Genomic DNA, 23,699 nt, shown 5'->3' on the forward strand with positions numbered 1-23,699 from the left:
TTAAAAACTACCTGTATTCACGTTTTCTGGACGATCTACAGGTTTTATTAACTTTCCGCCCTTTTCATCTATAAGATTTGCTTTACCATTTACTTCAATAGAAACGCTTTTCACGCCTTTCTTTTCTGTTAAAGATAAAACTAATGACTTCAATACGTAATTTGAAATCATATTTTTATCTGGGTTTATAAATATATTTTCATTAAAGTTTAATGTAAGATTTCCATCTTGTAATTTCGGATTCGTAATGAGCTTAACTCCTGGATTGAAATCGTTCAGAAGAGATTGATGAATCGGCCCTTTTACAAGTTCATCTACAATTGCTGCATAATCATTTTCTTTTCCTTCTACAACGCGGCGTGTTACTGGTACGTAGTATTGCTGTTTATTATTATTTTGTGCCATAAAATAAAGTGTTACTGGTTTTGTATTTGTTACATCCGCTACTTGCTCATCATCGAAGTTAATACCGTTCGCACGGCTCACCCCTTCACCAAGCGGTGTACCACCAACAGGCATCTTCGCTAATTTTTCACCATTTATTTGGAACTGCACTTGTTTTATTTCTTTAAATTGCGTCAACGTCCATGCAATAGATTCAACGATTTGACGTTCTTCCTCTTTTGCATAGTTTTTCATTTCTTTAGAAAAATCAATGACTGCCGTCCCATCTTTTTTCAAGTTTAGGGTCATCGATGTATTGGCCGGAATGACTGCACGGAACCCATTCGGTAACAAATTCGTTACCGGTCCATCTTTCACAAGGTACTCTAACGTTTGCTGAATAACCTCATTTGCTTTCGGAGTAGGTATAGCTAACGTTTGCGGTACAACATAGCCATTTTTATCAACAAGGTATAGTTCTCTATTCACCGTTTGTCCTTGCTTATCTTTCTTAGATACTTCTTTCTTTCCACCCTCTGTATACGTAACTTGTTTTGGCGGATCAATTTGCTCCGTTGCTTTCTCTTGATTTATAAAGCCACACCCTGTTAGTAAAACAGCGCTCACAGTAGCACCAACAACCCATTTAAAAGTGGATTTAGGCATGCCATTCCCCCCTAAAATCTAAGTTTGTACTATTATGTATACGAGCTGTTTCATGTTTTAGAACAAGCTGTGCTCCCTATAAACAAAAAAACTCCTGATTTCTCAGGAGTTCACTTATATGAATTCTATTATTATTCTTTTTCTAAATAAATATGTTTTACATTTTCAATCGGTTGACCGAACCATTTTGATGCAATTTCTTTAAATAGGCCTATTTTTCCTGTTGTTAAGAAGAGATGATCACTTTGTTCCTCTCCCTCATTCAACATTTTACTATGGTATAAAATGGTACTTACTTCACGTGCCGTTTCATCACCAGAACTAATGAGTTGCACTTTATCTCCCATTACTTGTTTAATAACAGGACCTAAAATTGGATAATGTGTACAGCCTAAAATAAGCGTATCAATATCAGTGTTTTTCAGCGGTTGCAACGTTTCTCTTACAACTTCATACGCCATTTCACTTTCGAAATTACCGCTCTCTACAAGCTCAACAAAAGGTGGACACGCTAAACTTTCTACCATAACACGATTATTAATAGACTTTAACGCTTCTTCGTATGCACCACTTTTCACCGTTCCAATCGTTCCAATAATCCCAACATGATACGTGTTTGTCATTTTTAAAGCTGTACGTGATCCTGGGTGAATAACTCCTACCACTGGAATTGGTAATTGTTTCTGCATCTCTTCTAATACAACTGCAGTTGCTGTATTACATGCAATAACTAACATTTTGATATTTAAATCTAGTAAATGCTCCGTCATTTCCCACGTAAATTGACGCACTTCTTCTCGAGAACGTGGACCATAAGGGCAACGTGCTGTATCCCCTAAATATATAATGCGCTCTTTCGGCAACTGACGAATTAATTCCTTCGCCACTGTTAAACCGCCAACTCCTGAATCGATAACACCGATTGCTCTATTCAACTTCATCACCCGTTTTCTCATTCATCATCTTATTTTATCATTATATTTTTCACACTTTAAGTTCGCTCACTTAAACTGCTTCTATATGAAAATTTTCATTTGTACCTGTATAGACTAGGACCTTTTTTATTTTGCTCCTTTTTTTCATAATTTGCAAGACAGAAAAACAACCGACCTTCTATATGAAAGTCGGTTTCTTCTATAATAAAGTACATCTTTAATGCTCCATCTTTTTTTGGAAAGAAGACATTCCTATTAATAAGAAGAAATGAGCAGAAATTAACATGACGATTAAAATAAAATTGAAACGATAACTATTTGTAGATTCCATAATTTTGCTCGCAACAGCTGGTCCAAATGCCATACCGAAAAAGTTAATTAAATTATATAAGCCAAGACCGACTCCAACTTTAGCTGCATGTAATGTTTTCGGTATAAATGTGTTCAATGATACTTGAATGGCAGAATAACTCATAAATGTCAAAATAATCGCCAATACAATAACGACTATACTTCCATTCGGAATAAACCCTAAAATTAAAAAGCCAACAATCATAATGACAGACGCTACATAAATCATATTCACATTTCCAAACGAAGGGACAATCTTTCCAGTAATAAAACTAGACACAATACCAAAGAGTGATGCAACAAATAATACAATTCCGATAACAAATGGAGACAATCCGTGCTCTCTTCCTAACAGTAATGGCAACAATAATAAATTAGCACATAACGCCACATTAATTATAAATCCGACTGTTATTAAACGAAGAAATGCTTTGTTCGAAAACAACTCAATATCGATAAATGGATGCTCCGCTTTCTTCATACGAACCGTGAATAAAAATAAAGAAATTATCGATAACACAAATAGCCAACGATTCATATTGATACCTAGTAAAACAGTCGTAATGAATGCAAATAGTAACGCCGCTCCAATATAATCAAAATGAAACGTTTCATCCGTATGCTGCATTTCTTCTGGCATAAATTTTATAAGCAAGAAAATCCCCACTACTGAAATAACCATAAATAAAAATAAATATGGCCACCCTAGTGTATTTGTAATAGCCCCGCCAACTAAAGGGCCAATACCTACTGCTAATGCAATAGAAGAACTAATCATCGCTAACGCACCAGGCTTCTTATGAGGAATAACTAATTTGGCCACTGCAATCATACTAAGCGCAATAAACGCTGCACCCCCGCTCGCTTGCACTAATCTTGCAAGAATGGTAATCACATAAGATTGATTCATAAATCCAATAATAGAACCCACTACAAATATGATAATCGAAATAATTAATAGTTTTTTTACACTGTAACGATCAGCAAGCTTCCCATATATCATTGAACCAATACCGACAACTAAAGAATAACCTACTACAACCCAACTTACTTTCGATTGACTAATAGATAAATCATGAGCAATATCCTCTAACGCAACATTAAATAAAACCGCATTCATCGGTCCTAATAAAACGATAAAACATAATGTGAAAACAAACCATTTTGAATGATTGTTTATATCTTCCCCCATGTGTAACACCTCTCCTGATTGTAGTAATTGAAAACGAAAAATGAAGTTGTTTAGCTCTTCTATTATCACTAGACAACTTCATCAAATGTATACATTTATCGCGCGACAAATTGAATTCGAAACGAAACATGTACGTTGTTCGATATTCATGGAACTATCATAGTTTCAGCATTACAGTTTGTCAACGAAAAATATACAAAGTAAACTAATTTAGTGTTTTTAGTTTACTTTGTTCAAAAATTGTTATACACTAATTTCGAATCCGATATAAGGAGGACTAACACGGTTATTCAAATTTGCAATTTCTAACTTAATAAAATAATGAACTTGTATACGGAAGAAACATTACAGGAGGATTATGATGAAGAAAAAAATGTTAGTTGTATTAACGAGCGTTGAAAAATATCCAAATTTAAATCGAGCTACTGGCCTTTGGCTTGGTGAAGCTGTTCATTTCGTTAAAAAAGTTGAAGAAGCTGGTTACGAAGTAGATTATGTTAGCCCACAAGGTGGTTATACACCGATTGATCCGCATAGTTTAGCAATGGCGGAGAGCATCGATTGGGAATGGTATCAAAAGAAAGAATTTATGAATCGCCTCGGTTCTACAATAAAACCGAGTGAGGTGAATCCAGAAGACTATGCTGTTATTTATTACGCAGGTGGTCACGGTGTGATTTGGGACTTCCCTGAAAATAAAGAACTCCAAATGATTAGTCGTAGCATTTATGAAAATGGCGGAATTGTTTCCTCTGTTTGTCACGGAGCTGCTGGTTTATTTCATATTACATTAAGTAATGGGGAACGTTTAATTAGCGGTAAAAAAGTAACAGGTTTCTCAAATGAAGAGGAAAAACTAGCTGAATTAGAGCAATTCGTTCCATTTTTAACAGAAGATGAACTTATTAAAAATGGAGGAATTTACGAAAAAGCAGCGCAGCCTTGGGAAGCTTTCGCTGTAGAAGATAGTCGTGTTATCACTGGTCAAAACCCAGCTTCAGGTGGTCCAGTAGCTGAATTAGTATTACAACACTTAAAAAAGAACATGTAATAAAAAAAGCAGATTTTCCATTCATATAGGAAAATCTGCTTTTTTACGAAATCATTTGCAAAATAGCCATAACTTCTTTTTCAATTTCAGAATCATCAATCGCTTCTATATACTCCGGTTTAAACAGTTGATACTTCTTTAGTTGATAAAAATCAAGTATCGCTTTCTTTAACGTAATATCGTACTGAATACAAAAAGAATGATCCATTATACGTCTTAACATCACATCATCTTGCACCATAAATAATTGTGCGTTCATTTTATTAAAGTAACCTTGTTCCATACCAGCTTCAAAAAACATTTGCAAATTATGATTACGATTTTGTTGTGCAGCGACTAACCGATCAGATAAGTGCGGATATGCCTCTTTCAAATCTTGTAAAAAGACATCTGAAATGTATGTCACACATTTTAAAGAGTGAATAAACGTCTTTTGGAAACGTTCTGCAAAAGACATACTTTCATCTTGATTATCCGCATCCCCTTCAAGAAGATAGTTCATAAAATCTTCTACCACAGCTTCAATAATCTCATCTTTTGAAGAAAAACGTTTATATAAAGTAGCTTTACTAATATCCATATACTTCGCAATTTCATCTATTTTCAATTGACTAAAACTCGTTTTTCTAATAACGGGCTTTATTTTATTAATATAAGTATTTGCACACGCAACTTTTCTCATTAAAAGAGCCTCCCCTTTTGTCCATACAAAATAGTATAGCAAATTCACGATTAATTATAAATGAAGTCACTATACTCAATACATCTTTTTAGTTTAAGGGGTCATTTATCCTATAAAAAAAGTGCCCGCTACCTTTATGAGTAACGAGCACTTTTTCTATACTTTATTTACAGCTCTTCTTATAGCTTTCCCTATTTCCATACTAGACTGCGGATTTTGCCCTGTAATTAAACGCCCATCTACTACGACGTGCGGCGTAAAATTTGGAGCAACATAAAACAAAGCCCCTTCTTCTTTCAATTTATTTTCTAACAAAAACGGCACTCGCTTTTCTAAATGTACAGCTTTTTCCTCATCATTTGTATAACCTGTTATATGCTTACCCGCACTAAAAAACGAGCCGTCCTTATTTTTCACACCGACTAAAGAACTTACTCCGTGACAAACAGCCGCTACAATTCGGTTGTTGTTGTACATATTCACAATTAAATTTGCAACATATGGATTACCTGGAAAATCTACAATCGCCCCGTGTCCACCACCAAATAAAACCGCATCATAATCCGAAAAATGAACATTTGAGATTGGTTTCGTATTTTGCAATAAAGAAGCGACATGCTTAAATTCACGAGGTATCCCGTTCGGAATAGAAACTCTATCAATCGGCACTCTACCGCCCTGTATCGACACAATATCAACATCAAACTTAGCCTTTTTAAACAAGTTATAAGGAGCTGCGAGCTCTTCCAGCCACAAACCAGTCGGGTGTCCATTCATATCATGAGCGCTTGTTGAAACTAACAATATCCTTTTCAACATATCCCCTCCTTACTACTTATTTATGTATGGAGTGTTCTTATCATTCATATAACGCATGAAACAAAAAAATAGCCGACTCTTTTATATAAGTCGGCTTTCTTTTTATAACTCGAGCTCTCCCATACGAAGAAGCTCAACAACTGCTTGTGAACGTCCTTTAACCCCTAGCTTTTGCATTGCGTTTGAGATGTGGTTACGAACTGTCTTTTCACTGATAAAAAGTTCACCTGCAATTTCCTTCGTTGTTTTATCTTGAACCAGTAATTCAAATACTTCTCTCTCTCTCTTTGTGAGTAAAGGTTTAGATTGATACGCTTTTTCCTTCAACTGGTATAACCCTCCTTGCTTAAGCCAGAGCTGTGTATGTGTAAGTTGGGTGTTTATTTAGTCAAGATATTGTATGAACGAAATGTGCGGGTGGTGAATGAAAATGGGCTTTATTTCACATGTTATTTTAGACTTTTATACAGTGCGTTCACTCTTTGTATCCACTTACTTTTCGGTACGCCATATTTGTTCTAGTAATATGCTGACAACTGTACCTACGAACAAACCATTTCCAAATATATATTGTATGACAGACGGCAAGGACTGGAGCGCTCCAGACGGTAAAAACATAACGCCGCTACCAAATAATACTGCAACGCCTAAAATTGTTACATTCCTTTCATTAAGCTCCACTTGTTTTATATTATTTAACCCAATTCCAATTAACTGTACGAAAGAAGCCATTAAAACCGCAGATGCGACAGCGGATGGTAAAGATGCTAAATAACGAATAATACTTGGGAACAGCGACATTACGACTAGTAACATACATGCTAGTAAGAACGAACGTATATATTTTTGTTTCGTTAAACGTATAAATCCTGCCGTTGCCGGTAACGGCACGACACCTACAGTTGAAAATATGGAAGAAATGATGTGTGAAATGCCTCCAACCCACGTTCCATCCTTCAACTGTTTCTGTTCAATAGTCGCTTTTTGAATGGTAGCTTGATTAATCGCTATAATAGCTGCCACTGTATTTGAAACTAAAATACATACCATAACGAAACTTGATACTGCCATACCTGTATTCCATTTTGGAAGTCCCCAAGCAAATATTTGCGGAAGTTGCACAAAATGAGTTACTTGAGATGGAATCGTCACTTTTCCTGCAATGAGAAAAAGAATCCACCCACTAATTAATCCTATTAAAACCGCATAACTTTTGACAAAACCTTTCCCAAAATTAGATAGTATAATAACGAAAAGAAATATACTAAACGCAATTATCACTGTAAATGCATCAATTTGAGAAACAGTAGCAGTAATCCCTAGCATTCCTTTTAGGAATACACCGCTTAATTGTAAGCATAATAAAAGTAAAAACGTCCCTGTCACAAGTGGCGTAAATAAAAATAAAATACGTCCGATGAAACCAGTTACTCCTAGTCCTATTAAAATAACACCTGAGATTATCATTCCTAATTCTAAAATTTGCAATGTACTGTGTAATTGATCTTGCCCGACAGTTGCGTAAGCAAGTACGGTAAATACGCCAACCCATGATCCAGCTGGTCCATCTGCAATTGGTAGTCTATGTCCAAGCCACCCTTGTAAAAAAGAAGATATACCAACTACAAAAAATGTACGCTGCATTAAATAAAATATTTCCTCCGTCGTAAGATGAAATAATCCGCCAACGACAATTGGTAATGCGATTGAATTCGCTAATAAAAAGATAAACCATTGCAAAGTTCCCATAATATGATTTTGGTTATGTTGATTGTCCAAATTTTTCATCCCTTCCATACATTTCACATAGAAATACACACTATACTATTACGTAGCTTTTCGAAACAAAACTTTTTGTCCCTTCGATTTCTTCCCGTATCCAAATGTCGCAGTGTACACTCCACAAACGATAAAAACAGCTCCAATTATTTGAATAGCTGTTACACTTTTCTGCAATATAATATAGCCTACCACCATCGTAACGAATGGTTCTAAATTTAAAAACACGGCTGCTGTTGATGCTTGTGCTTTTCTCAATTGATTATTCCAAGCCAATGTACAAACTCCATGCATAAGTATTGCTGTCACAATAAGAAGCGACCAACTCTCTATAGAGTATTTCAACGTTATGTGAGAAAAGGTAAAAGCAAGAAACGGTAGCATAATTAAAAAACCAAAAATTGAAGAAAAGAATGTAATCAAAAACATATCATCTCTGTTCCCCAATTTCCGAATTAAAACGATAGATAAAGAAAAAGATAGCATCGTTATAAAAATCCATATTAACCCTTCTGAAAAGACAAACCTCTGCCCAACACCAATTACAAAAAACACTCCAAAAGTAGCAATTCCCCCTCCTATTACTAACTTAGCTGTTAACGGTTCGTTTAAAATAAATACCGCTAAAATAGAAGTCATGACAGGAGTAAGTGCTAATATTAGCGCAGCTGTTGTTGGATCTGCTGTTTGTAACCCTTCATAAAAAGACCATTGATTAATCGCGACACCTATGACTCCAATTAATAATACACCTTTCATTTCATTCTTTTCTATATATAAGCCTTTCTTACACATAATAGCGTACGCTAGAAAAAACAAATTAATAAATAGTAAGCGAAGTGTCGTTAACAACACCGGATGAAATGTATTCACTAAAATCGCACCAAATATAAAATTACTCCCCCAAACTACTACACATATAAACAGTAATATATATGTACGTGTCATCTATTCCCCTCCTTTTCTCGTAAAAAAGAAGGATTCCTATTCTTTCATTAGGAACCCTTGAAAAAATATATATAAAGTGAAACTTTAATCAGTGGGGGTTTTGTTCATCCCCACTGATTATTAGTTGAACCAATCGGACTTTTACGGACAGTTGATCCCCCACCTAACTTCTTTGCTTCCGCTGAATTTTGAGGTGGGGGTCTTACTGCCCGTTAAAGCGGGATAAATTAGGGAGATACGTAAATTAAATCAATACGCCTTGAACATGTTGCAAGGAACCTGCTACTATTTTTCCACCTTTCATCACAGCAGGTCGCTGTGCACGTCTAGCTATCGCTTCTGCTGAACAAGTAGCTTGTAAGAAAACAAAATCAGCTTTATCTCCTACTTTAGGCCAAACTTGATTTCCGTCTTGATCCAATGGCGTTTTTCCACCTGTAATATAAGTTAAAGAAGAAGCTAAAGACTTTTCATCAATCCAGCGATACTTTTCCGCTAAACGCCCTACTCTTTCAAAAATATCAGCATTTCCGAATGGTCCCCATGAATCAAACATACTATCGCAACCTAAAGAAACGGAAACACCCTTTTCTGTAAGTAATGGTACTGGCGGCATATTTCTGTTAATTGGTACCGTCGTAATAATAGACATTCCTCTTTCAGCTAATAAGTCTGCCATATCTGCTCCTTCTTCTTTAGATACATCTCCTAGGCTAAACGCATGACTGACCGCAACACGTCCGTCCCAACTAGCCTCCTCTGTATACTGAGCTAACTTTTTAATTGTATAAATACCTAAATGCCCTGCATCATGTAAATGCAAATCAACATCGGCATTTGCTTCTACAGCAATTTCCATCATATCAAAAAGTGATTTTTCAATATTATTATCTACAGTAGCTGGATCTACACCACCTACTAAAGTTGCGCCCATTTTCATCGCTTCTCTCATAAGAGAATGCGCTTCTGTACGAAGTAAACCATGCTGCGGGAATGCTACGATTTCATATGTAAACGCATCTTTCATATTCTCTAAAGTTTGACGTACAGATTCTAAGTTTTTAAGACCGATATACGGATCAATATTTACATGCGTTCGTATATGAGTCGAACCAGCATTTAAAATGTTGCTTAGTAATAACTCTGCTCTCTCTCCAGTTGTTTGAGCTAAAATTGGTAACTCTTGCTGTTCTAACTCTAATCTCTCAATAATATTTTTTACTGGTGTACATGCTTCCCATGGACCACCAAGTCTTGTCTTATCAAGGTGAAAATGATTTTCCACAAACGACGGAAGAACAAGCAATTCTTTCGCATCTTTCATTTCATATTCCGTTTGAAGCGGTACATCCGCAAGTACAATCTTTGCAATCTTTCCATCTTGTATAAGTAAATGATGCAAAGCTGTTTCTGTACCTGTAACTACTTCATTATTAAACTTGTAACCTGTTTCTAATCGTACATTCGTTAACCAATACACATTTTGCATTTCAATCATCCTCTCAAACAAGATTATTTATAGCCGTTTTTTCCAAACTACCAGCAACAACATTCCCTTTATATAAAACCGCACAGCGCTCTGTTTGTCTTGCTACTACCTCGGCTGAACATGATGCTTCTGTAAAGACGATATTTGCTTCATCCCCAATTTTTGGCCATTGACGATTTCCTTGATCATCTAATATAGATTTCCCACCCGTAATAAACTGAAGTGCTTTCCCTAAAGAGCGCTCATCAATCCATCTAAATCTCTCCGCTAGACAATTTGCCTTTTGCAACATATCTCCTGTCCCAAACGGAGACCAATGATCAGTTATACTATCATTTCCTAGCGAAACTTTTACACCTTTACGATTTAATAACGGAACTGGAATTACATGTCTACTAATTGGAACTGTTGACGTTATATCAATACCTAATGCCGCAAGTCGTTCAGCCATTTCCTCCGCTTCTTCTACAGATACATCTCCAAGTCCAAGAGCATGACTAATCGTAACTCTTCCTTGCCACCCTGCTTCTTCTGTTAGTGCAGCTAATCTCTTCATTGTAAATGTTCCAAGTTGATCCGCATCATGTAAATGAATATCAATATCTGAATCAAACTCTACTGCAATATCCATAATTGTATTCAATGATTTTTCAATATTACCATCTACTGTGGCTGGGTCTACTCCACCTACTAAATGAGCTCCCATACGCATAGCATCTTTTACAAGCCCTACGGAATTACTTCTTAACAAACCGTGTTGCGGGAATGCTACAATTTTTGCTGATAACTTATCTTTATATGTTTCCAGTGCCGCAATCGTTGCTTCTAAATTCCCAAGACCAATTACAGGATCAATATTGCAATGTGTTCGAATATTTGTCGCTCCATTTTCAAGAAGTAATTGCAACATTTTCTCCGCTCTACTCTTTGCAGTTTCTAATTGCTTCGGAAGAATAGTTTGCTCCTCATGAATACGAGTGAATATACTTTTTACTGGTGTACATGCTTTCCATGGTCCACCATAATACGTTTTATCAATATGAATATGCATTTCTTCAAATGCTGGTAATGCCAGTAAACCATTTGCATTTACTACTTCACCATCTTGCTCTGATACAATTCCAGGTAATATGTTCGTAATCTTTCCATCTTCAATAAATAAACTACAAATTTCTGTTTCTGTACTTGTAATTCGCGCTTCCTCATATACGTACCCACATTCAAGTTTTACATTCGTTAACCAATATTGTGATTTCACACTCACTTTGTCAATCTCCCTTCGCAATATGATTTTTCTACTTACAAACGAAACAAAAACAGATAAAAATTTCTATCAGTGTAAAATCATTTTTACACTGATAGAATTTTCTATTTTACTGTAGTTCTACACCTTCCAGTCGCAAATACCCAGATGGATCAATCCAAAATCCTTTTATATTTTTCGTAGTTGCCGCAATATGATTAATCCCTCGAATTGGTACTAGTAAAGCATCCTTTAATTCAATCTCTTGTAACTGTTTGTATAATTCTTTTCTCTTCGTCTCATCTTTTTCTTTTCTAGCTTCTTCTATTAATTTATCTACTTCCGGATTACTATAGAAAAATTGGTTACCAGTTGCTCCGTGTGAACTAGAATGGAATAAATTATATTGATTATAGTCACCATCACCTGTTGCGTTTCCCCATCCTCCAACAAACATCGCATGTTCTGATTTATTCGTTGCAGCTAAAAACGCACCATATTCCATAACTTTAATTTCTACATCAACGCCAATCCCTTTTAATTGAGATTGAATTACTTCCACTAACGCCATTCTAACTTTGCTGTCATTCGTCCAAATTGTTGTTTTAAATCCATTTGGATAACCAGCATCTGCTAATAATTTTTTCGCAGTATTAATGTCATACTTATATCCTTTTACGTCTTTCGTATAACCGAACACTTTAGGAGTCATTACGGAGTTTATTTCAGTCCCAACATTGTTATATACCCCTTTTAAAATCCCTTTCGTTTCAATTGCATGTGCAATCGCTTGACGAACGAGCGGGTTGTCAAATGGCTTTTTCTGTACATTAAATCCAATATATTCTACACCTAAACCTTCATTTTCAATTAACTCCATAGATGGTGAATTTTTCACACGTTCTACTTCAGTTACAGGTAAATTCTCTGCAATGTGAGCTTCACTAGTTTCAATCATTCCAATACGTGTTGCATCTTCTGGTACTACTTTGAATACCACTTCATCAATCTTTGATTTTTCACCCCAATAATTTTTATTCTTTTCAAGGCGAATTTCTTCACCTGGTTTCCATGATTTAAAAGTATATGGACCTGTCCCAACCGGATGCTGCGCTAAGCCTTTCCCTTTTTCATCAATTGCCTTCGGACTTAAAATACTTCCTTCATTACTTGCGAAAATAGACAAAAGAGGTGAGTATGGGTATTTCAATACGAACTGTACTGTATATTCATCAATTACTTTTATTTCTTGAATCATGGAATAAACAGTTGCTCGATTTGAACCTACTTTCGGGTCTAATACACGTTCAAAGTTTTTCTTTACTGCCTCAGCATTAAATGGTGCACCATCTTGGAATGTCACTCCTTGTTGCAACTTAAATTCCCAATTTAAATCATCAATTTGTTTCCATTCCTTTGCTAACATCGGCTTAAAATCCATGTTTTTATCTCGCTGTACAAGATTTTCATATACTTTATGGTACACAACACTTGCGGAAGGGATGTTTGTAATAAAATGCGGATCTAAATTATCAGCATCTGACAGTCTAGCAATTGTTAAAACACCGCCTTCTTTTGTTCCATTGCTTCCTGATCCTTCATTTCCTGTCTTCGTATTAGATGAACACCCCGCTAGAAAAACTGAAAGACATAAAATTGTGATAAAACAAATCACAAGTCCCCTTTTGAATCTCATCGCCCTTCCCCCTCCACTTTCTTTTATCTCTACATCCTAAAGTGAAACCTTACATCTAGCTTTCTATCCCCTACTTTCTAATAGCAGATCATTCCACCACCCTTTCTTTTTCAATTTCGTCTATGTATTTGTAATTATAAATAACTTTGCGGAAAAAGTTTTTAAACATCTTTACTTCTATTTGCACTTTCTTTACTTATTGAATTTTCTGAATTCTTTTGAAACATCTTTACTTCTATTTGCACTTTCTTTACTTATTGTTTTAAACTCGTTGACTCGTTTTAATTTTCTGATAATTTAATCATAAAGAAAGGGAGGTATGAAAAATGGAAGTTCGTCTTTCTAAAGAAGAAAACACTTCTTTGCAAACAATTCAAACGAAGAACACATCGAAATGGATCATTAGCTATCGAAAACTGAAAAAAAATAAGATGGCATTTATCGGGGGTATTATCGTTCTTTTCTATATTTTAATAGCTATATTTGCCCCATTGTTAGCACCCTACAATCCATTTGATATTCAGTTAGTTAACAAATTACAACCACCATCTATGGAACATTGGATGGGAACAGATGATAAAGGCAGAGATATTTTAAGCCGCCTTTTACACGGGACACGCCTTTCGTTACTTGTTGGATTTTCTTCTGTATTTATAGGGGCATTGTTCGGCATTATTCTTGGTATCATTTCTGGTTATTACGGTGGATGGTTTGACACAATCATTATGCGAATCATTGATATTATGCTAGCTTTCCCTGGTATTTTACTTGCTCTTGCCATTGTAGGCGCACTAGGACCAAGTCTTGTGAACGTAATTATCGCTATTGGCTTTTTCTCAATCCCTATGTTCGCTCGTATCGTTAGAGCTTCTACATTAACAGTAAAAAAATTAGAGTATATCGATGCTATAAGAGCACTAGGGGCAAATGATTTTACTATTATTATGAAACACATATTCCCTAACATCTTATCACCTATTATCGTCCAAGCTACTTTACGCTTAGCTACAGCAATTTTATCTGCAGCTGGATTATCATTTTTAGGACTTGGAGCGCAACCACCTTCACCTGAATGGGGTGCCATGTTAAGTAATGGGCGCGACTTTTTATTTACCGCACCACATATTGCAATGTTTCCTGGAATCGCAATGTCTACACTCGTAATCGGTTTAAACATGTTTGGTGACGGATTACGTGATGCACTAGATCCGAGACTTAAAAAATAGAAAGGGGCATTATACATGCTAATGTTTATTTTTCGTAGAATACTACAATTAATTCCCGTTCTTTTCGGCGTTGTATTCGTCGTTTTCTTAATTATGCAAATGGTACCCGGTGACCCAGCTCTCCTTATCGCTGGTGAAGGAGCATCAAAAGAAACTGTCGAGCAAATACGCCATCAATTAGGATTAGACAAACCCTTTATCATGCAATATTTCTCTTATATCGGAAATATATTACAAGGAGATTTCGGGGTTTCAATTCGTTCTAACCGCCCAGTGTTAGACGAAGTATTAATCCGCCTTCCAATCACTATTGAACTCGCACTGTGTAGTATCGTCATTACAGTTGTAATTGGGATGATTGCTGGTATCATCTCTGCTACAAAGCAATATTCTTGGACAGATGTTTCTATTATGATTATCGCTTTGTTAGGTGTCTCATTACCAAGCTTTTGGTTTGGACTTATGCTCATTTTCTACTTCTCTGTCCAAATTCAAATATTCCCGGTTTCTGGTTGGGGAACTTGGATGCACATGGTTTTACCAGCACTTACACTTGGTGCATCTGGCGCAGCAATTGTAGCACGTATGACTCGCTCAAGTATGCTTGATGTTATACGCCAAGATTATATACGAACAGCAAGAGCAAAAGGGGTAAAAGAAAGAGTTGTTATATATAAACATGCTTTGAGAAACGCATTAATTCCCGTTATTACTGTTGTTGGATTACAATTTGGTGCCCTTTTAGGCGGTACAGTTTTAGTAGAATCAGTTTTTGCTATAAATGGACTTGGAAGATTGATCGTAGACGCCATCCGAATGAGAGACTTACCAATGTTACAAGGAGGCGTATTAATCGCCTCGGTCATCTTCGTTCTAGTCAATCTTATTGTTGATATTTTATACCGTCATTTCAATAAACGTATTGAGCTTAATTAAGGGGGTGCACAAACATGAATAAAAAGGAAGAGGTATTACAAGTTAAAGATTTAAAAACACATTTCTTTACAGACGAAGGTGTAAGCAAAGCGGTTGATGGTTTAAATTTCTCTGTTTCTAAAGGAGAAACACTCGGCATCGTAGGTGAATCTGGTTGTGGGAAGAGTATCACTTCTCTATCCATTATGAGATTAATTGACCGAGAAAGCGGCAGTAAAATTGAGGGGAGCATTTTATTTAAAGGAAAAGATTTATTACAACAAAACGAAGCTGAAATGCGTGCAATTCGCGGAAATCAAATCTCAATGATTTTCCAAGAACCAATGACATCTTTGAATCCAGTATATTCTGTTGGGGAACAGATCGCAGAAGCAATTCGTATCCATCAAAAATTAAATAAAAAGGAAGCTTGGAATAAAGCCGTAGATATGTTGAAACTAGTTGGAATTCCTTCTCCTGAAAAGCGTGCAAAACAAGAGCCTCATGAACTAAGCGGAGGAATGCGACAACGCATTATGATTGCAATGGCACTTGCTTGCAATCCAGATTTACTCATTGCAGACGAACCAACAACTGCTCTTGATGTAACAATTCAAGCCCAAATATTATCACTTATGAAATCACTTCAAAAACAACTCGGTATGGGAATTATCATGATTACACATGACTTAGGAGTCGTGTCAGAAACATGCGATAGAGTCGCCGTTATGTACGCTGGAAAAATCGTCGAATATGCAGATATCGAGCATATATTTACTAGTCCAAAACATCCTTATACAATCGGACTTCTTCAATCTCTTCCAAGACTCGATACAGACCAAGAAGAGTTACAAACTATTCCTGGATCCGTACCGAGTCCATACCATATGCCGAGCGGATGTCGCTTTGCTGATAGATGCACACATGCAAAAGAACTATGTCACAATACTCTTCCAGAACTTCAACTCACACAAGATGGAAGTAAAGTTCGATGCTGGATGTTTACAGACCTTTGGGATAAATCATCTTCAGAAAAATTGGAGGTATTATAATATGTCTACTGCTACGCAAATAAATAAAAAAGAGTTATTACAAGTACAAAACTTAAAACAATACTTCCCTATAAAAAAAGGAATTCTAGGACGCTCTATTAACTATATTAAAGCGGTTGACGATATTAGCTTTACAATTTACGAAAAGGAAACTGTTAGTATTGTTGGTGAATCTGGTTGCGGAAAATCCACCACTGGGCGTGCAATATTACGCCTTGATGAAGCAACAAGTGGAAAAATTATTTTTCAAGACAAGGATTTACTAGAATTAAATAACTCAGCAATGCGAAAGGTTCGAAAAGATTTACAAGTTATTTTTCAAGATCCCTTTGCTTCTTTAAACCCTAGGCAAACTGTAGGGAGCATTTTAGAAGAAGCTATAGCCATTCAAAACGTATGCCCAAAAGGTGAAAGAATGGCGAAAGTTATTGGGCTGCTCGGGAAAGTTGGTCTTCCACCTGATGCAGTGAAGCGCTATCCACATGAATTTAGCGGTGGTCAACGGCAAAGAATCGGAATCGCACGCGCCTTAGCTGTTAATCCAAAACTCATTATTTGTGACGAGGCTGTCTCCGCCTTAGATGTTTCAGTGCAAGCACAAGTTTTAAATTTATTAAAGCAGTTGCAACAACAATACGGGTTAACATATTTATTCATCTCTCACGACTTAGCTGTCGTTCGTCACATATCAGATCGCATCATTGTAATGTACCTTGGTACCATTGTGGAGATTGCCGATAAACATTCTCTTTTTAACAATCCGCAACACCCTTACACAAAAGCGCTTCTCTCAGCAATTCCTACCATTAGTGCAGGAACGAAAAAAGAACGCATTGAACTTAAAGGAGACCTCCCCTCTCCTCTAAACCCGCCAAAAGGCTGTCGTTTTCATACTCGTTGTCCGTATGCCATTGAAAAATGCGCTACGCAGCAACCAAGTTTTCAATCTATAAGCGAAGGTCATAAAGTAGCCTGTCATATCATTTGATCCGAGTCTGAATAATAGAAACATTTACAACGCTTTAGTATAATAATAAAAAACAAGATTGAGGTATGTATGTTAACTTATGAAGCATTTGCTGTATTAATAACTATACTTGTCTTAGCTCCAATTTTTGGAGCTATTATTTTATTATGTTTATTTATTTTTGAAAAACGAATCGATTTACTAGAAAGTGAAAAGAAAAAAATAGCACTGGAACGAGAGTTGCAACAGTCTTTATATCATCAACTTACGCAACAAATTCAGCCTCATTTTTTATTCAATACATTAAATACAATTTTGAGCTTAGCTCGTCTACAGAGAACAGATGAAGTTGTCAAATCACTCGAGATCTTTTCTCTATTTTTGAAAGGAAAATATAAAACAACAGATTTATTAATTCCAATCTCTGAAGAACTGGCTTATACGAATTATTATATTGAGATTCAAAAAATGCGGTTTCGCTCGAGACTTTCAATAAATATTACTTCTTCTGAAGATTTACAGAATGCTTATATTCCACCTTTCGTTATTCAAACGTTAGTTGAGAATTCTTTTAAACACGGTCTTGAAAAAAAAGCTGGTCAAGCTATTTTAAATATTCATCTACACAATACAAATAACCGAATTACACTTCTAGTATCCGACAACGGTACTCAAAACGAACCATTTACTTCCCATACGGAAGAAAGCGGATACGGACTTGAAAATATAAAACAACGATTTCAGTTATTCTTTCAAGAACAAACTACATTCTCTTTCCTCTCTACAAAAGAGAATGGCACGAAAGTAGAAATCACATGGCCTTTCATCACAGAAAAAAACACAGAGGAGGTAATACAAAAATGAACGTGCTATTAGTAGATGACGAACCACTTGAACTGGAACAATTAGAATTTCTTATCCACCGTCAGTTCCCTAATTGGACATTACATCTAGCTTTAGATGCGGCTGAAGCTTTACGTATAAATGAAAAATTCTCAATTCATTTGGCACTTTTAGATATTCACCTTCCGGGCATATCCGGCCTACAACTAGGTGAGAAATTAAAAAATAATAACTCTAACCTCGATATCATTATTGTAACCGCATATCAAAATTTCGATTATGCAAAACAATCTATTCGTCTAGGCGTTATTGACTACATAACAAAGCCAATTATAGAGAAAGAACTCATCGATATATTACAAAAGTACAAAGGAGATGCTAATACCCCTTCCTACTCACGTATTATTCAAGATACATTAGACATCATCCATGAAACTTTTCATGACAAACTACACTTAGCAGACATCGCAACTAAAGTACATACAAATCCGACTTATTTAAGCCGAAAATTCCATGAAGAAGTAGGGGTTTCATTTTCCGGATATATCATGCAATATCGGATTGAAATGTCACAGAAATATTTAATGGAACACCCACATTGGTGTATCTCTCAAATCTCTGAAAGATCTGGTTTTAATAGTCAGCATTATTTCAGCACTGTTTTTCGTAAGATGACCGGAATGACTCCGAAAGAATATAGAGGCGAGGGATAAATTGTGAAGAAAAACAACTCAGCTTTCACACCTTTACAATTAGGCATTGGAACTGGTACTGTTCTTTTATTATCTAAATGGGTCGCAAGTATATCGACGCTCGCTTTACCTGAATCGATTATTAATTATGGGCTAATCGCTGGTATTCTTTATGCGATGATTGGCCCTTTTACTCTTATTTTATTGGGGATTTTAATAAAAAAAATACGTTCTACATTCCCAGAAGGAGAATCCATTCACGATTACTTATCTTATAAACTTTCTCGCAAAGGATATATAATTGTATGCTCTTTCCTTGTTCTATTAAGTATAGAAAGTATGTTCATTCAAACGAAAGTTGCTAGTATTTTACTTAATGTTTTTTTCCATATTCCATATACATTGGGTTCTTTCCTTTTCATTACCCTTTGTACAATATTCGTAATATTAAGTAACGCTAAGCTATTTACTAAAATGGCTATTATGCAAACTGTATTAATGTTTTCTACTATGATCATTATTCCAATTTATTTTTTTGTGCAAGATGGCATTACCCATGTATACGATGGAATCCGCTTATATCACCCGTACTTGTTATTTTATGAAAATAGAAATGGAATATATTTTCTTACTGCCGGTATTCTCATTGAAACAGGAAGAGTATTAATAAGCCCTGCATCTTGGGATAAAGCTTTCCGTATTCATCCTAAAAAAATTATTCCAACTTTTTTACTATCAGGATTTATATGGATTACTATCCCTTTGGCATTCGCTTCTCTAATTATGATAGTTATCTTTAGTGGGAGCTTAGATCATTTATACGATCTTCTAGTCCAGCTTCCAAAAAAAATAGAATTTACCATTTTATTTTATCTGCTCGTTATCGGTTCGTTAAGCGCAATAACTTCTAGTTTTATTTCTTGGATACATGGATTTACTAAACTCATTCGAGATTTTATACCGATGATACCTACAAAAATAAATTTCAAATTATATACAACTCATTTTATTTCTATCACCATCGGATTTTTAGCTTTTTTCATTACAATTACTACAAACTATACGATTTTAGAAATTATTTTTTTCTTTGGTATTCTTTATACATCTCTTATCATCACAATATTATTCGTTATTTTCAGCAAGCAAAAAATCAGCATCATTATACCGCTCATCTCGATTATTGGTGCTCTTACCGGTTATGTAGTTTACTTCTTAATCGGTCCTTTAACGAGCATTTGGGTTAGTATAGCGGTTACTCTTTCACTAAGTATTTGTTTTCTGTTTTCACATTGGATACATCAACAATTCAACTATAAAATGAAACAATAATATGAGGCCTTTTTGGTAGCTTAAATTTTGCTACCTAAGGCCTTTTTATTTTTATCGCAAACTATTATACTGCGCTATAAATTAGATTTATTGTTTATATGACCTCACATCTAAATTGTAAAATACGGTTCACTTTATAAAAAAATGTCATACAACCTCATAGTCTCCTCATAGATTTCCATATAGAATAGAAGTATATAGTTTGCTATAAAAAGGAGTTGATCGTAATATGTCAAAAAAATTATATAAATCCGAAACTGATAAAATGCTATTTGGTATATGCGGTGGTTTAGGAGAATATTTTGATATTAGCTCTACTCTCATTCGCATACTTTGGGTCATTGCAGTTTTATGTTTTGGGACGGGGTTTTTAGTTTATTTTATTTGTTTATTACTTATGCCACGCTCTTACTAATAACATTCTTTCGTATATTTGAGCATAGTGTATACAAAATCCCCTATAGATTTTTCTATAGGGGATTTTTTCATGAAGAATATTTCATCGTTAAATGTAATACCGCCACTTCATCTTCTTCATTCTTATAACTATGTTTCTTATTCGCTTCAAATTGAATAGAGTCAAACTCATTTAATTCGTAAACATCGCTTTCTACTTGAATCGATACTTTCCCTTTCATTACCGTTACAAGCTCAATAGCACCTTCATGATGAGCTTCTGGTTCATATATACTATTCGACCTTAAACAAGCACGGTGCATTTCCATACCCGTTTCTTTCGTATAACGGAACATTGTTTCTAAATGCCATGCTTGTCCTACGTCTACTGCAAATCCTTCTCCGCAGCGCGCAACCGCTACAGGTTCTCCAACAACCATCAATCTCGATAAAGGAATCGATAACCCTTTCGTTATTTTCCAAATGACAGCTAACGTCGGATTCGTTTCGCCTCTTTCAATCTTTCCTAATGTTAATTTACTAACCCCTGTTTTTTGAGCTAATTCTTCTAAACTTAATTTTTGTTCATTTCGAATTTGCCTTAATAACTGACCTACTTGCTGAATGACTTCTTTCGTTTGCATATCTTCATGTTCTTTCATCTATAAAACCACCTTAAAATATAAAATAGTTTACTTTTATCTAGATAAAGTATATTATACTATACATAATCATTAAATTCCGAAAGGAGTGCTATACTTCATGCGCGCAATTTTATTAGGCCTTTTATCATCAGCCTTTTTTTCCGCAACTTTTATTATAAATCGAGCGATGAATGTATCTGGAACGAGCTGGGCTTGGACAGCTTCCTTCCGTTTTTTATTTGCTCTCCCTATTTTATTCCTTATCGTTTTATTTCGCAAAAACTTAAGGGAGTTATGGGAAGAATTAAAGAAACATCCATTGGCTTGGATCGGGTGGGGTTCTGTTGCTGGTATTGGTTTCTATTCTTTATTAAGTTTTGCAGCTGTCTTTTCTCCAGCTTGGCTCGTTGCTGGAACTTGGCAAGTTACTATATTAGCAGGTTTACTACTCTCGCCATTATTTTTCGTTAAAATAGAAACGAAATCAGGTACGAAACTTGTACGCGGAAAAATTCCACTTCGTAGTTTATACGTTGCATTATTTATTTTACTTGGTGTAATTTGTATGCAAGCAACTGCAGCAGGTCACATTACAATGACTCAGTTTATTTCAGGTTTTTTACCTGTCGTGTTAGCTGCTTTCTTATATCCGTTCGGTAACCGAAAAATGATGGAACTTGTTGGTGGGCGCCTTGATACATTCCAACGTGTATTAGGAATGGCAATAGGCAGTCTTCCTATAACAATTTTACTTGGTATATACGGATTTTCTACTACTGGTATTCCAACATCAAGCCAAATGCTACAAGGATTTTTGTTAGCATTATGTTCTGGCGTTATAGCGACAATGACATTTTTCTTTGCTACTGACTTAGCCAAAGATAATCTCGCTCTACTTGGAGCTGTTGAAGCAACGCAAGCTGGAACGATGGTCTTTACCGTGCTTGGCGAAATTGTTTTCTTAAATGGTTCATTTCCTGGCGGGCTTTCCCTACTTGGAATGATTATTATTATGTTAGGAATGGTTGCAAATAGCATTTTAAACCGTTCTGTTCCAGTCGTTAAACAGAAAAAAACAGCATAAAAAAAGAGTATGGTTCTGTAACAAAGAACTATACTCTTTTTTATTGTCTCCCTATTGCGCCTTATCAGAATAGTATTTCATTAACGGTTTATACTAAAACCTATGTTATAATACGGTTCATGCGCAACAATAGGAGGTAAATTATGTTAAAAAAAGCAATCGCTGAATTTATTGGTACGTTTGTACTAGTATTATTCGGAACTGGAGTAGCTGTCATTGGCGGCGGAATTGAAGGAATTGGAACATTAGGAATCGCTATGGCTTTCGGTCTATCTATTGTGGCTATGGCATATAGCATCGGAACAATTTCTGGATGTCACATTAACCCAGCAGTATCAGTAGCTATGTTCATCAATAAAAGAATGAACGCTATGGAACTTTGTTATTATGTATTAGCTCAAATTTTAGGTGGTTTATTAGGAACTGCAACGTTAGTAACAATTTTAAAATCTGCTAAAACACCTTTAGATAATTTAGGACAAAACGGTTTTGGAACTCTTGGTTTATCTGGAGCATTTCTAGTTGAATTTATTTTAACTTTCGTATTCATTTTAGTGATCGTTGCTGTAACAGGTAAAAAAGGAAGTTCTTCTCTAGCAGGATTAGTAATTGGTTTCACATTAGTTTTAGTTCACTTATTAGGTATTCCGTTAACTGGAACTTCTGTTAACCCAGCTCGTAGTATCGCCCCAGCTTTATTCGCTGGCGGAGAAGCCCTTTCTCAACTATGGGTATTCATCATCGCACCAATTCTTGGTGGTATCGTAGCAGCTATCGTAGGTAAATTCATTTTAAATACTGAAAAATAGAATTTTCAATATTTCTGAATAAAAAAAGGCGAGCCCTCATTATGAGGATGCTCGCTTTTTTACTCTTTCATTTTAGACTTTAAATTTGTAACTAGTTGATCTACCGTTACATTTGCAAGTACATTTTCCATCGCTTCTTGTGCTTGCATTAAAATAATTTCTAATACTGATTGAATATTAGCTCCTACTGGACATTCAATGTTGGGATTTTCATGGAAGGAAAATAGCTGTCCTTCTTCTACAACTTCCACTGCTTTATATACATCAAGTAATGTAATTTCTTCTAAATCACGAGCAAGTGTCGTACCACCTTTACCAGCTTGTACATCAACAAGTCCTGCTCTCTTCAACATTCCTGTAATGCGACGAATCACAACTGGATTTGTATTCACACTACCGGCAATCCATTCAGAGGTACAGCGAGAGTTTCGATCTATCGCAAGTAATGTCAGCATATGAACACCTACTGTAAAACGACTACTAATTCCCATCTGCACACCCTCCTTT

The 23,699-nt window shown here is 35.6% G+C and carries 24 protein-coding genes; 11 read left to right on the plus strand and 13 right to left on the minus strand.

The window, feature by feature from the left end; genetic code table 11:
* From gerM to ACTFR9_RS14845, 3 genes are all read right to left on the minus strand, one after another.
* Nucleotides 1–1,050: a spore germination protein GerM gene (gene gerM / locus ACTFR9_RS14835; protein ID WP_001126762.1), complete on the minus strand. Its 1,050-nt coding sequence runs from the start codon at nucleotides 1,048–1,050 to the stop codon at nucleotides 1–3.
* 131 nt (nucleotides 1,051–1,181) lie between these two features.
* Nucleotides 1,182–1,991 carry a glutamate racemase gene (gene racE, locus ACTFR9_RS14840; protein ID WP_000773996.1) on the minus strand — a complete coding sequence of 270 codons (810 nt, stop codon included), beginning with the start codon at nucleotides 1,989–1,991 and terminating at the stop codon, nucleotides 1,182–1,184.
* Between the two features lie 211 nt (nucleotides 1,992–2,202).
* Nucleotides 2,203–3,528: an MFS transporter gene (locus ACTFR9_RS14845; protein WP_000503385.1), complete on the minus strand. Its 1,326-nt coding sequence runs from the start codon at nucleotides 3,526–3,528 to the stop codon at nucleotides 2,203–2,205.
* A gap of 361 nt (nucleotides 3,529–3,889) precedes the next feature.
* On the opposite strand from ACTFR9_RS14845, the gene ACTFR9_RS14850 reads away from it, so the two are divergent.
* A complete protein-coding gene (locus ACTFR9_RS14850; protein ID WP_000728502.1) occupies nucleotides 3,890–4,579 on the plus strand; it encodes a type 1 glutamine amidotransferase domain-containing protein in 690 nt (229 codons plus the stop codon).
* 43 nt (nucleotides 4,580–4,622) lie between these two features.
* Here ACTFR9_RS14850 and ACTFR9_RS14855 read toward each other — a convergent pair whose 3' ends face one another.
* The 8 genes from ACTFR9_RS14855 to ACTFR9_RS14890 all read right to left on the minus strand — a co-directional run bounded on the left by ACTFR9_RS14855 (nucleotide 4,623) and on the right by ACTFR9_RS14890 (nucleotide 13,235).
* Nucleotides 4,623–5,261 (minus strand): TetR/AcrR family transcriptional regulator, encoded by a 639-nt coding sequence (locus ACTFR9_RS14855; RefSeq protein WP_214328326.1) that lies wholly within the window; start codon nucleotides 5,259–5,261, stop codon nucleotides 4,623–4,625.
* A gap of 156 nt (nucleotides 5,262–5,417) precedes the next feature.
* On the minus strand, nucleotides 5,418–6,080 hold the full coding sequence (locus ACTFR9_RS14860; protein WP_000919613.1) for a type 1 glutamine amidotransferase domain-containing protein: 663 nt from the start codon (nucleotides 6,078–6,080) through the stop codon (nucleotides 5,418–5,420).
* Between the two features lie 102 nt (nucleotides 6,081–6,182).
* Nucleotides 6,183–6,407, minus strand: coding sequence for a spore germination transcription factor GerE (gerE, locus tag ACTFR9_RS14865; protein ID WP_000659484.1), 225 nt, complete (start codon nucleotides 6,405–6,407; stop codon nucleotides 6,183–6,185).
* A 165-nt stretch (nucleotides 6,408–6,572) separates the two neighbouring features.
* Nucleotides 6,573–7,877 carry a purine/pyrimidine permease gene (locus tag ACTFR9_RS14870; RefSeq protein ID WP_000398838.1) on the minus strand — a complete coding sequence of 435 codons (1,305 nt, stop codon included), beginning with the start codon at nucleotides 7,875–7,877 and terminating at the stop codon, nucleotides 6,573–6,575.
* A 30-nt stretch (nucleotides 7,878–7,907) separates the two neighbouring features.
* On the minus strand, nucleotides 7,908–8,807 hold the full coding sequence (locus ACTFR9_RS14875; RefSeq protein WP_229136251.1) for a DMT family transporter: 900 nt from the start codon (nucleotides 8,805–8,807) through the stop codon (nucleotides 7,908–7,910).
* A gap of 244 nt (nucleotides 8,808–9,051) precedes the next feature.
* Nucleotides 9,052–10,296 (minus strand): amidohydrolase family protein, encoded by a 1,245-nt coding sequence (locus ACTFR9_RS14880; protein WP_001181865.1) that lies wholly within the window; start codon nucleotides 10,294–10,296, stop codon nucleotides 9,052–9,054.
* 13 nt (nucleotides 10,297–10,309) lie between these two features.
* The gene (locus tag ACTFR9_RS14885) at nucleotides 10,310–11,560 is read right to left on the minus strand and encodes an amidohydrolase family protein (RefSeq protein WP_000114203.1); all 1,251 of its coding nucleotides are present in this window, start codon (nucleotides 11,558–11,560) and stop codon (nucleotides 10,310–10,312) included.
* 109 nt (nucleotides 11,561–11,669) lie between these two features.
* Complete coding sequence (locus ACTFR9_RS14890; protein WP_001211304.1) at nucleotides 11,670–13,235, minus strand: glutathione ABC transporter substrate-binding protein; 1,566 nt, start codon at nucleotides 13,233–13,235, stop codon at nucleotides 11,670–11,672.
* Between the two features lie 326 nt (nucleotides 13,236–13,561).
* Here ACTFR9_RS14890 and nikC point away from each other — a divergent pair, with 326 nt between their 5' ends.
* The 8 genes from nikC to ACTFR9_RS14930 all read left to right on the plus strand — a co-directional run bounded on the left by nikC (nucleotide 13,562) and on the right by ACTFR9_RS14930 (nucleotide 20,674).
* Nucleotides 13,562–14,461, plus strand: a complete 900-nt coding sequence (gene nikC, locus ACTFR9_RS14895) for a nickel transporter permease (RefSeq protein ID WP_000453816.1) — start codon at nucleotides 13,562–13,564, stop codon at nucleotides 14,459–14,461.
* Nucleotides 14,462–14,476: 15 nt separating this feature from the next.
* The gene (gene nikB, locus ACTFR9_RS14900) at nucleotides 14,477–15,397 is read left to right on the plus strand and encodes a nickel ABC transporter permease (RefSeq protein ID WP_000928487.1); all 921 of its coding nucleotides are present in this window, start codon (nucleotides 14,477–14,479) and stop codon (nucleotides 15,395–15,397) included.
* A gap of 14 nt (nucleotides 15,398–15,411) precedes the next feature.
* Complete coding sequence (locus ACTFR9_RS14905; RefSeq protein WP_001034321.1) at nucleotides 15,412–16,428, plus strand: ABC transporter ATP-binding protein; 1,017 nt, start codon at nucleotides 15,412–15,414, stop codon at nucleotides 16,426–16,428.
* Between the two features lies 1 nt (nucleotide 16,429).
* Nucleotides 16,430–17,416 (plus strand): ABC transporter ATP-binding protein, encoded by a 987-nt coding sequence (locus ACTFR9_RS14910; RefSeq protein ID WP_000102014.1) that lies wholly within the window; start codon nucleotides 16,430–16,432, stop codon nucleotides 17,414–17,416.
* Between the two features lie 69 nt (nucleotides 17,417–17,485).
* Nucleotides 17,486–18,259 carry a sensor histidine kinase gene (locus ACTFR9_RS14915; protein ID WP_000958967.1) on the plus strand — a complete coding sequence of 258 codons (774 nt, stop codon included), beginning with the start codon at nucleotides 17,486–17,488 and terminating at the stop codon, nucleotides 18,257–18,259.
* Nucleotides 18,256–18,951: a response regulator transcription factor gene (locus tag ACTFR9_RS14920; protein ID WP_001101757.1), complete on the plus strand. Its 696-nt coding sequence runs from the start codon at nucleotides 18,256–18,258 to the stop codon at nucleotides 18,949–18,951. The genes ACTFR9_RS14915 and ACTFR9_RS14920 overlap by 4 nt, the downstream gene beginning before the upstream one ends.
* Before the next feature lie 3 nt (nucleotides 18,952–18,954).
* Nucleotides 18,955–20,259 carry a hypothetical protein gene (locus ACTFR9_RS14925; RefSeq protein ID WP_000740013.1) on the plus strand — a complete coding sequence of 435 codons (1,305 nt, stop codon included), beginning with the start codon at nucleotides 18,955–18,957 and terminating at the stop codon, nucleotides 20,257–20,259.
* Between the two features lie 229 nt (nucleotides 20,260–20,488).
* Nucleotides 20,489–20,674 carry a PspC domain-containing protein gene (locus ACTFR9_RS14930; protein ID WP_000038791.1) on the plus strand — a complete coding sequence of 62 codons (186 nt, stop codon included), beginning with the start codon at nucleotides 20,489–20,491 and terminating at the stop codon, nucleotides 20,672–20,674.
* Nucleotides 20,675–20,744: 70 nt separating this feature from the next.
* Here ACTFR9_RS14930 and ACTFR9_RS14935 read toward each other — a convergent pair whose 3' ends face one another.
* Entirely contained in the window at nucleotides 20,745–21,317 is a 573-nt protein-coding gene (locus ACTFR9_RS14935; RefSeq protein WP_000658051.1) for a helix-turn-helix domain-containing protein, read from the minus strand.
* Between the two features lie 100 nt (nucleotides 21,318–21,417).
* On the opposite strand from ACTFR9_RS14935, the gene ACTFR9_RS14940 reads away from it, so the two are divergent.
* Together ACTFR9_RS14940 and ACTFR9_RS14945 are read left to right on the plus strand one after the other, a co-directional pair.
* On the plus strand, nucleotides 21,418–22,383 hold the full coding sequence (locus ACTFR9_RS14940; RefSeq protein WP_001201653.1) for a DMT family transporter: 966 nt from the start codon (nucleotides 21,418–21,420) through the stop codon (nucleotides 22,381–22,383).
* Nucleotides 22,384–22,526: 143 nt separating this feature from the next.
* The gene (locus ACTFR9_RS14945) at nucleotides 22,527–23,192 is read left to right on the plus strand and encodes an MIP/aquaporin family protein (RefSeq protein WP_000913198.1); all 666 of its coding nucleotides are present in this window, start codon (nucleotides 22,527–22,529) and stop codon (nucleotides 23,190–23,192) included.
* A 59-nt stretch (nucleotides 23,193–23,251) separates the two neighbouring features.
* Here ACTFR9_RS14945 and ACTFR9_RS14950 read toward each other — a convergent pair whose 3' ends face one another.
* Nucleotides 23,252–23,683, minus strand: a complete 432-nt coding sequence (locus ACTFR9_RS14950) for an Rrf2 family transcriptional regulator (RefSeq protein ID WP_000512998.1) — start codon at nucleotides 23,681–23,683, stop codon at nucleotides 23,252–23,254.
* Nucleotides 23,684–23,699: the final 16 nt, after the last annotated feature.

The sequence above is a fragment of the Bacillus cereus group sp. MYBK222-1 genome (genome assembly GCF_051916425.1).
In the GTDB taxonomy this organism is placed as follows: Bacteria; Bacillota; Bacilli; order Bacillales; family Bacillaceae_G; genus Bacillus_A; species Bacillus_A paranthracis.

Excerpts from the sequence above, each read along its gene's own strand:
- gerM (WP_001126762.1), bottom strand. The coding sequence starts at position 1,050 with ATGCCTAAATCCACTTTTAAATGGGTTGTTGGTGCTACTGTGAGCGCT.
- racE (WP_000773996.1), bottom strand. The coding sequence starts at position 1,991 with ATGAAGTTGAATAGAGCAATCGGTGTTATCGATTCAGGAGTTGGCGGT.
- ACTFR9_RS14845 (WP_000503385.1), bottom strand. The coding sequence starts at position 3,528 with ATGGGGGAAGATATAAACAATCATTCAAAATGGTTTGTTTTCACATTA.
- ACTFR9_RS14850 (WP_000728502.1), top strand. The coding sequence starts at position 3,890 with ATGAAGAAAAAAATGTTAGTTGTATTAACGAGCGTTGAAAAATATCCA.
- ACTFR9_RS14855 (WP_214328326.1), bottom strand. The coding sequence starts at position 5,261 with ATGAGAAAAGTTGCGTGTGCAAATACTTATATTAATAAAATAAAGCCC.
- ACTFR9_RS14860 (WP_000919613.1), bottom strand. The coding sequence starts at position 6,080 with ATGTTGAAAAGGATATTGTTAGTTTCAACAAGCGCTCATGATATGAAT.
- ACTFR9_RS14870 (WP_000398838.1), bottom strand. The coding sequence starts at position 7,877 with ATGGAAGGGATGAAAAATTTGGACAATCAACATAACCAAAATCATATT.
- ACTFR9_RS14875 (WP_229136251.1), bottom strand. The coding sequence starts at position 8,807 with ATGACACGTACATATATATTACTGTTTATATGTGTAGTAGTTTGGGGG.
- ACTFR9_RS14880 (WP_001181865.1), bottom strand. The coding sequence starts at position 10,296 with ATGCAAAATGTGTATTGGTTAACGAATGTACGATTAGAAACAGGTTAC.
- ACTFR9_RS14890 (WP_001211304.1), bottom strand. The coding sequence starts at position 13,235 with ATGAGATTCAAAAGGGGACTTGTGATTTGTTTTATCACAATTTTATGT.
- nikC (WP_000453816.1), top strand. The coding sequence starts at position 13,562 with ATGGAAGTTCGTCTTTCTAAAGAAGAAAACACTTCTTTGCAAACAATT.
- nikB (WP_000928487.1), top strand. The coding sequence starts at position 14,477 with ATGCTAATGTTTATTTTTCGTAGAATACTACAATTAATTCCCGTTCTT.
- ACTFR9_RS14905 (WP_001034321.1), top strand. The coding sequence starts at position 15,412 with ATGAATAAAAAGGAAGAGGTATTACAAGTTAAAGATTTAAAAACACAT.
- ACTFR9_RS14910 (WP_000102014.1), top strand. The coding sequence starts at position 16,430 with ATGTCTACTGCTACGCAAATAAATAAAAAAGAGTTATTACAAGTACAA.
- ACTFR9_RS14915 (WP_000958967.1), top strand. The coding sequence starts at position 17,486 with ATGTTAACTTATGAAGCATTTGCTGTATTAATAACTATACTTGTCTTA.
- ACTFR9_RS14920 (WP_001101757.1), top strand. The coding sequence starts at position 18,256 with ATGAACGTGCTATTAGTAGATGACGAACCACTTGAACTGGAACAATTA.
- ACTFR9_RS14930 (WP_000038791.1), top strand. The coding sequence starts at position 20,489 with ATGTCAAAAAAATTATATAAATCCGAAACTGATAAAATGCTATTTGGT.
- ACTFR9_RS14935 (WP_000658051.1), bottom strand. The coding sequence starts at position 21,317 with ATGAAAGAACATGAAGATATGCAAACGAAAGAAGTCATTCAGCAAGTA.
- ACTFR9_RS14940 (WP_001201653.1), top strand. The coding sequence starts at position 21,418 with ATGCGCGCAATTTTATTAGGCCTTTTATCATCAGCCTTTTTTTCCGCA.
- ACTFR9_RS14945 (WP_000913198.1), top strand. The coding sequence starts at position 22,527 with ATGTTAAAAAAAGCAATCGCTGAATTTATTGGTACGTTTGTACTAGTA.
- ACTFR9_RS14950 (WP_000512998.1), bottom strand. The coding sequence starts at position 23,683 with ATGGGAATTAGTAGTCGTTTTACAGTAGGTGTTCATATGCTGACATTA.